This window comes from Solibacillus faecavium (genome assembly GCF_014836905.1).
Classification (GTDB): Bacteria; Bacillota; Bacilli; order Bacillales_A; family Planococcaceae; genus Solibacillus; species Solibacillus faecavium.
On record NZ_JACSPZ010000004.1, the window covers coordinates 434,427 to 442,324 of the forward strand.

Consider the following 7,898-nt stretch of genomic DNA (forward strand, 5'->3'; position numbering starts at 1 on the left):
GACTCCTATTTCATATTTATTACTGTAACATCTAAAGAAAAACCATTTGTTCCCCTTGCTTTTAACGTAACACCTTTAGGCATTAAATTATTGCCCTCATAGATCGGAATTGATTGGTATCTTACAACTTTACCTTTTTCAACAACTGCTCGAACAGAACTCTCAAAATCTCTCATAACAGGTGAGTTTACAGGTGTCTGAAAAAGTGTAACTAAATTTCGCGCATCTTTTCCAGAGCCACCTAACTGGTTACCCAATAAATGCCCTCGGGCATGACCTGGACTCCCTGGTCCACCACCTAAGAAACCTGGAGGCTTAATTGATTGACTAGCTTTGCTACCAGTACCAATCATGTCCTGTGTAATTGTAGCTGTTACTCCAGTTGGTCGACCCAGGTTATCCAACTCACCAAAAATAACATTTTTAGGTGAATTTTGAGTTATTTTAGATATTCCTAAATCACCCGCACCCTTCCCAACAACCTCATCTACATCACTCTTCTTAACCAACTCATCCACGTTACTATCAACAATTTTATCAATTGCTTTCGGGATTTTCAAAACTTTTCCTATCGGGATGAAGGATGCTAACGCAATTCCTTTATCTAGTAATGATGCATCTTTGTCAGCGAGCGTGTTCACATCGTCCAATATTAAGAAATCCAACAAACCTTTTCCGACTTTTGTAGCGCCACTTCCGACGTCTCCTAGGAAATTAAGAAAACCATTCCCCTCATCTTTCACATCATCTACTTTTGTGGCTGTAGCGGAAAGCTCTTTTGCGACTTCTTTTTCTTTTTGCTTCATAAATGAAACGAAATTTGTTGAAACCATCGCACCACTCAGACCGAAAGTATCTAAAGGCTGTTGACCGTTTTGATAAAGACCAGGGAGGGTATACGGATTCGCTCCTCCGATTCCTCCAGGATTAAATAGTGGGTTCATATTAATTACTTGATCCAACGATTGCGTACGACTTGCCAGTGCAATCATTAACGGATTCTGACTAGCGAATGATTGCCATTGTTCTGCCGGAAAGTTAACATCGGTATGAATATTGAAAACATAAAAAAGCACTCGTCGCCTTATATAGACTATCAAGTGCTTAAAATACAGTTCAGGACAACATCAACTACTTTTCTTCGAATTTTTGCATTCTCTCTATTAAGTCTAAATCGAATTGGTCTTTATTTTTACTTACATATTTATAATCAAAATATTCAATTCTAGCTGCCGGACCAAATTCGCTATCATGCCAATTTGTATAATCAAAATGTACATTAAGTTTTCCCAATGAATTAAGTATTAATGTCACTGAAAACCAAGGCTCTTGGTCATTATCTATAAAAACCTGTTGCAGTTTAACTGTTTGTTCAAACAATTTATGAAGCTTTTCATCATAGACACTCTCAACTATAGGATAAAGATCTGGGATATCATGAGAATAAACTGGTTCATTATTGCCAATTGGGGTGAAAAAGAAGAATACCCCCCCTTCTTTATTCTTCACTTCTCCATTGAAGTAAAAATCGCTCCATTCAATTGGAATTAAATCGTTAACTTGTTGAGCTATCTGTTTATATAGTTCATTTAGTTCAATTTCAAAGCTCATATTCTTAACCCCCTGATTTATTTTGAATCACTAACCTTACTTGTCGTTTTCCTTCAATTTGATATCTTATTGTAAATGAATCTGGTCGCATTGAGTTATTTGAATAAATTGGTTTAATGTTAACGGAGACTTTCTTGGGAGGCACCTCTTTTAATGCATTCGCCCACTCAGTCTCCATGTTATACCAAACTGCACCTCTCCTATTTATTTGACTATTTTGTGGTATAAGGTTGTCTATATCTCCAGGACCATTAAATTGTGCACCTATTAAATGTCCACCATCATCATCTGATAATCTATCTTTATTTCCTACATTTGATTGTGCATATTTATTTCTGTCAGTCTTTTTAAATATAAGTTCCGGAGCCTCAACATTGACTATACGCCTAAGTTCATCGGTAGTATATTTATAATCATCATTTGTTACATACTTTGCATTTGGAAGTAATTGTTTTTTCCCATTTCTACCTTTTACAATATGTTTTCCGAAATCAATTTCATTTATTTCCTTAATAATCTTATTTTTTACCGTACCCTTACCAACAACCTCATCAACGTCACTCTTCTTAACAACCGCACCCACGTTACTATCTACAATTGCTTTTGGGATTTTCAAAACTTTTCCTATTGGGATGAAGGATGCTAACGCAATCCCTTTATCAAGACCCGAAGCATTTTTATCGGCTAGCGTATTCACATCGTCCAATAGTAAGAAATCCAACAAACCTTTTCCGACTTTTGCAACGTTACGAAACTTTTCCTCCAGTGGTTTATACAGCACTAGGTAACCCTCTACAAAAAGAAACCTTGAAAGGCATGAGCCAATCAAGGTGCTATTTTAATCAATTATATTATCATTCTTCTAAATGAACAAAATCATAAGGTTAGTATGATACCTCTTTTTATTGCTCATTATCTAATTAAAGGTTTTTTTCATAGTAACAATACCACTATATATAAAAGCAACTGTCGCCTCATAAAGTTAATCAAGTGCTTTTAGTTAATTGTATAAATACCCCTGTACATTACTGAACTGGACCCATAAATTCAGTAATAATAAGAATATGTTCCTTCAATTTGACCTTTTTTTAAATTCTCTACTTTTTCTGCTCCACCTAAACCTAATAGAGGGGTGTAGCCAAAGCAATCATCATAATTCAACTCACCATATTGTTTAAGAGCTTCGGGATAAGGTTGCCAAAACAAATCTTCATCTTTAAATACCAAGTCATTAATATTTAAAGAAAAATTCAAATGTAAACATAATTGTCTTTACCACATTATACCTGTAATTAAGTAGTCTAACATATCCATCTGACCAAATAACTAGATCACCCATACCTGTAGCAAACAACACAACTGAATCCTTGTATCTTTGACTACTATCCCCCAATGCTTTAAGTGCACCTTGAAAACGAAAATTTTTCCATATTTAAATTTCAAGAATATGAGCTAACCAAATCTTTCTCTAATTTTAAAAACTCATAAAACCTATTTACCATATCTACTTTCGTAGTCGGGACTTCTTGAGGCATATAATTTACAAAACTCACCATCTCTTCTGGGTAGTGATGATTTCCATAAAACTCTGCTATTTTATTTAATAATTCATTCTCTTCTTTACACTCTTCTTTTATTTTAGATAAGCAAACAAATCGAAGTTTTCTACTCTCATCTTTTAAAATTGCGCTTTTTTCATCTAATTGTGAGAAATAATTGTCCTTTATCCCTAACATCACTTTCTTTAAATCTTCACTAGATACTCCCCATGCAAGTTTACTTACAAACTCACTTTCATCACCATTTTCCATCAACTCTACCGCATAGTCGGAAATAATGTCTTTACTAAAGTAATTTTCATGGACTCCTACGAAAATAGTTTTCCAATCATATTTAATATGCCTTTTTTTAAAATCTATTAAGTTCATTTTTCACAACCTACTTTTTTGGAATTTGATTTGGCTTACCAGTTATCCGGGAAGTTAACATCTGTTACCCCTTCTGTCATCATCGATTCTATGTTGGTTATCCACGTTTTCATAAGCATCCGGTCTGTTTGAATCGTCGTTAACGCACCTGTTTGGGACTCGTCAAAGACACCGACAAAAGATGAAGTGGAACTAACCTTTGTCCTGGAATATCCTAAATACTCATAACTTTTAGTAATGCATTGACAAATGTACCAAAAATGGAAATTATTAAGGAAAGATTAAAACACCTGATTCCAAATTAGGTAATCAAATGTTTATGGTTAATTCTATAACATACTCCCGAATATTACTGAATTGGTCCCATAAATTCAGTAATAATAAGAATATGCTCCTTCAGTTTGACTTTTTTTAGATTCTCTACTTTTTCTGCTCCACCTAAACCTAATAGAGGTGTATAACCGAAGCAATCTTCATAAAATAGTTCTCCCCAATGATCCACAGCTTCAGGATATGGTTTCCACTTTAAATACTCATTCCGAAATTTTTCTGAATCCACACTTTTGAAAAAATACAAAAAGTTTGGCATAACTGTTTTAAGTACTCCATATCTAAAATTAAGCAATCTTACATAACCGTCAGCCCATAATACTAAATCTCCCATACCAGTAGCAAATAACACTATAGAATCCTTATATCTTTGACTACACTCTTGTAAAATATCAATGTACTCTTCTGGGTGAACACTTTTAAAATATCCTTGCATAAATGTTCCAAATCCATATTCCTGCCACAAGTCTATTATTTCTTTTGGAACAAGGTTTTTATATTTTTCTATTATTTCTTTAGGAACTTTACTGTGTGTCTTAAAATCATTTAATGTTTTCTCCATAAAAAAATCTCCTTAGTATGTCAGTTTAACATTTAAATAGGTACTTTTTAGTTGCTCAGGTGGCATATTTTTTGCCATTCCCCTTATTTGTTCATCAACAATATCAATTCTATATCTCCATTGGGAACCTATTGAAGGGGCGTTACTACTACTGCATTAAACTTATGAGTTTGTTCTGGTCCGTTAATTGATTCATAAGTATCCCCCGGTTTAACCTTATTGTTTTTTACCAATTATCAATTCCTTCTTGAAATATGTCTATTAAATAGTCATCAAATGTATTATATCGTGGGTGTAAATCTATCCCTCCCCTTTCCAAACTATATATTCTGTCATCATTAACATCTGCACAATACATACATCTAGCAAATTATCCCGAGTCCTCTAAAACAATCAAGTTCATGCCCAACCCTAATTTTCTCCATCTCTCTGTTGCATCAACTACAGATGCTCCTAAATTACCCTGAACACCTTCAAGCTCAACTCCACATATTCCTCCCGAACCATATTTTTTTATAAAATTGCGATAACTTAGAGGGAATTTAACTTTAAGTTTTTCTTCAGCCTTATTAATATATTCTTCTGATATTTCTCCAAAAAAATCATCTTCTTCACCATAATTTTCGATCATCTTTATAATTCTTTCATCCATAAATTAACTCACTCCTATTATTCTCTAGCACGCATTTTCCAATAGTTACTTCTAAAGTTATTATACATTTTTTCAAGTTCTGGATCAGTCCTAAAACTATTTCCATTTCCAACCAAACCATGTAGCGTGGAATCGTATTTATCATGAGTTAACTCCGCAATTTCAACCATCTCACCAGGTTCTTTTTGAATTAAATGGTGTAATTCAACTTTACTTTCCACCCTATCTTTTACAATATATGGATAATTACCCTTTTTCATTAATTCTCTATTCGACTTTCCTAGTGCCTTCGGATTATTAGGTACATAATTTTTATCAATCTCAATTTGGTAAACTCTTCTGGATACATCTACTTCCTTTCCACTAACTTTAACTGTTCCAATATTAAAAAATCCAACAAACCTTTTCCGACTTTTGTAGCGCCACTTCCGACGTCTCCTAGGAAATTAAGAAAACCATTCCCCCTCATCTTTCACATCATCTACTGTTGTGGCTGTAGCGGAAAGCTCTTTTGCGACTTCTTTTTCTTTTTGCTTCATAAATGAAACGAAATTTGTTGAAACCATCGCACCGCTGAGACCGAAAGTACCTAAAGGCTGCTGACCATTTTGATAAAGACCAGGGAGGGTATACGGATTCGCTCCTCCGATTCCTCCAGGATTAAATAGTGGATTCATATTAATCACTTGATCCAACGATTGCGTACGATAGGCCAGTGTAATCATTAACGGATTCTGACTAGCGAATGACTGCCATTGTTCTGCCGGGAAGTTAACATCGGTATGAATATTGAAAACATAAAAAAGCACTCGTCGCCTAATATAGACAATCAAGTGCTCATAGTTAACTCTAACCATATTTCCTGTACATTACTGAACTGGACCCATAAATTCAGTAATAATACGAATATGTTCCTTCAATTTGACTTTTTTTAGATTCTCTACTTTTTCTGCTCCACCTAAACCTAGCAAAGGTGTATAGCCAAAGCAGTCATCATACTCTGGTTCATTATATTTTTCTATTGCTTCTGGATAAGGAAGCCAATCTAAAGCCTTCTGTCTAAAAGCCTCTTCCTCTAAAAATCTTAGAAACAAGGAGTATTTTGAAGCTACAACTTTTGTTTTACCTTTTCGGTAGTTTATTGTTACAATATAGGATTCTTGATTTTCATCCTTTTCAAAAAGTATTAGATCACCCATGGATGTACTGAAAATAGGTATTGTCCCTTTACTTCTTAAATAAGACTCATTTACTAAAGAGCTGAATTCATCAGGGTTTATTATTTTTAAGTATCCCTTCATAATTGTACCATACCCATATGATTTCCATACTTCACTTAAAGCTTCTGGGACCATATTCTTATATTTATTAATTGTATATTCCTCAACTTCACTTACTTTTTTAAAATCTTTAAATAAGCTCAAATTGTTAACCTCCTGTGTAAGCTTAACATTTAAATAAGTATTCTTTCGCTGATCAGATGTCAATGATTTAGTTAGTTCACCTATTTGTTCATCGACAATATCAATTCTATACTTCCATTGTGATCCAATTGATGAATTTATTCTTTTATCTCCCATACCACCAATATTTAGCGGTTTACCTCCAGCAATTTGGTCAGGATTATGGAGGGCTGCTTGCGATTTCAACCAACTATTTGCATTTTTCTCCGCTTCTTCCCATGACATACCATTTTCGAACAATTCTTCTATCTTTTTATTTAATGCTTTTTCTCGAGCTGCTTGTTGGGCAGCGTTACCTTCAATTGCACGCCCTTGTTCAATATACTTCTCACGATCTTTCAAATACTCATCAACTGTAAGTTCATTCATACCTTTTTCTTGGTCTTTCAATTGTCTTGCAAATTCTTCGGAGTCATGTTTATCATTTCTTTTAAAATTAACTTCAACTTCTTTTATTCTTGGTAAATGCTTTATATTCCCCTTACCAACAACCTCATCTATATCACTCTTCTTAACATCCTCACCCACGTTACTATCTAAAATTTTATCAATCGCTTTCGGGATTTTCAAAAATTTTCCTATCTCTCTAGAATATCCAAATAATCGTCTTAGGAATTTCCGATTCAAATATTGGGTAAAAAATACAAAAACCCTGAAAGACAATGTAGTCAATCAAGGTCAATAAACTAGAAAATTACAATATTGATTCTCTTTCTAAATCAAAGATATCTATCTCTTCCTGTTCAAATAATTCTTCTAATGTATCTGTTCCTTTTTCTTGAGCAAATAGATATTCATTCTCAGATATTGGAACAGCTAGCAGCCAAGCAACTTTTTTGTTTGGAAATTCAAGTGTATTTAAATCTTCCCACAAGAAAGGTGACACAAATAATATATGTTTCATCTCAGTATTGGGATAATACATCTTTATTATATCTCGAAATACTGAACCATGGGAAACTGAAAATTTTGAGTTAATAATACAAAATGCACAGCTTGCCAATATATTAGGATATTGCTTATAACCTGTTGCTATTGCGCCAACTATTTCTATTCGCAAAGGCGTTTCATCCACAGTCAATTCAATTGAATGGTCAGATAGTCCAATAGTTGAGTATGATGATACACCGTCAAAGGGTCTATTAACTGTTGAAAGCATATCAATGTTACTGACATTATTTTCGTCCCAGTATTTTGAGACACAAGGTTTACCCCCAAAAGCATGTAGAGCTGTCTTTGCAATTATTTTATTCTCATTAGAAATACTCAAAGTAAACCTCCCTCTATAAATGTTGATATATCAATGGCCCGCGCCATTTTTGAGTGCCGAAAAAAATTTTTTTGACACGTAC

At 33.9% G+C, this 7,898-nt stretch carries 10 protein-coding genes and 3 pseudogenes; all 13 read right to left on the reverse strand.

Going from position 1 to position 7,898, the window contains the following annotated elements:
• Positions 1-5: 5 nt before the first annotated feature.
• Entirely contained in the window at positions 6-1,076 is a 1,071-nt protein-coding gene (locus H9635_RS11555) for a DNA/RNA non-specific endonuclease (protein WP_318245206.1), read from the reverse strand.
• Positions 1,077-1,131: 55 nt separating this feature from the next.
• A complete protein-coding gene (locus H9635_RS11560) occupies positions 1,132-1,611 on the reverse strand; it encodes an immunity protein YezG family protein (RefSeq protein WP_191700430.1) in 480 nt (159 codons plus the stop codon).
• A 4-nt stretch (positions 1,612-1,615) separates the two neighbouring features.
• Complete coding sequence (locus H9635_RS11565; RefSeq protein ID WP_318245207.1) at positions 1,616-2,392, reverse strand: DNA/RNA non-specific endonuclease; 777 nt, start codon at positions 2,390-2,392, stop codon at positions 1,616-1,618.
• Between the two features lie 244 nt (positions 2,393-2,636).
• Positions 2,637-3,040: pseudogene (locus H9635_RS11570) on the reverse strand (T6SS immunity protein Tdi1 domain-containing protein); the annotation flags it as partial.
• A gap of 10 nt (positions 3,041-3,050) precedes the next feature.
• Entirely contained in the window at positions 3,051-3,539 is a 489-nt protein-coding gene (locus H9635_RS11575) for a DUF2247 family protein (protein ID WP_191700431.1), read from the reverse strand.
• Between the two features lie 349 nt (positions 3,540-3,888).
• A complete protein-coding gene (locus tag H9635_RS11580) occupies positions 3,889-4,431 on the reverse strand; it encodes a T6SS immunity protein Tdi1 domain-containing protein (protein WP_191700432.1) in 543 nt (180 codons plus the stop codon).
• A gap of 12 nt (positions 4,432-4,443) precedes the next feature.
• Positions 4,444-4,569 (reverse strand): annotated as a pseudogene (locus tag H9635_RS11585) (polymorphic toxin type 15 domain-containing protein); the annotation flags it as partial.
• A 232-nt stretch (positions 4,570-4,801) separates the two neighbouring features.
• Entirely contained in the window at positions 4,802-5,083 is a 282-nt protein-coding gene (locus tag H9635_RS11590) for an SMI1/KNR4 family protein (RefSeq protein ID WP_318245208.1), read from the reverse strand.
• 17 nt (positions 5,084-5,100) lie between these two features.
• On the reverse strand, positions 5,101-5,343 hold the full coding sequence (locus tag H9635_RS19285; RefSeq protein ID WP_225231263.1) for an HNH/ENDO VII family nuclease: 243 nt from the start codon (positions 5,341-5,343) through the stop codon (positions 5,101-5,103).
• 186 nt (positions 5,344-5,529) lie between these two features.
• Complete coding sequence (locus tag H9635_RS11600; RefSeq protein ID WP_225231264.1) at positions 5,530-5,892, reverse strand: TolB-like 6-bladed beta-propeller domain-containing protein; 363 nt, start codon at positions 5,890-5,892, stop codon at positions 5,530-5,532.
• Between the two features lie 60 nt (positions 5,893-5,952).
• Positions 5,953-6,507 carry a T6SS immunity protein Tdi1 domain-containing protein gene (locus H9635_RS11605; protein ID WP_191700470.1) on the reverse strand — a complete coding sequence of 185 codons (555 nt, stop codon included), beginning with the start codon at positions 6,505-6,507 and terminating at the stop codon, positions 5,953-5,955.
• A 27-nt stretch (positions 6,508-6,534) separates the two neighbouring features.
• Positions 6,535-7,074: pseudogene (locus tag H9635_RS11610) on the reverse strand (polymorphic toxin type 15 domain-containing protein); the annotation flags it as partial.
• Between the two features lie 166 nt (positions 7,075-7,240).
• Positions 7,241-7,816, reverse strand: coding sequence for a suppressor of fused domain protein (locus H9635_RS11615; RefSeq protein WP_191700434.1), 576 nt, complete (start codon positions 7,814-7,816; stop codon positions 7,241-7,243).
• Positions 7,817-7,898 lie beyond the last annotated feature (82 nt).

Excerpts from the sequence above, each read along its gene's own strand:
- H9635_RS11560 (WP_191700430.1), bottom strand. The coding sequence starts at position 1,611 with ATGAGCTTTGAAATTGAACTAAATGAACTATATAAACAGATAGCTCAA.
- H9635_RS11575 (WP_191700431.1), bottom strand. The coding sequence starts at position 3,539 with ATGAACTTAATAGATTTTAAAAAAAGGCATATTAAATATGATTGGAAA.
- H9635_RS11580 (WP_191700432.1), bottom strand. The coding sequence starts at position 4,431 with ATGGAGAAAACATTAAATGATTTTAAGACACACAGTAAAGTTCCTAAA.
- H9635_RS11590 (WP_318245208.1), bottom strand. The coding sequence starts at position 5,083 with ATGGATGAAAGAATTATAAAGATGATCGAAAATTATGGTGAAGAAGAT.
- H9635_RS19285 (WP_225231263.1), bottom strand. The coding sequence starts at position 5,343 with ATGAAAAAGGGTAATTATCCATATATTGTAAAAGATAGGGTGGAAAGT.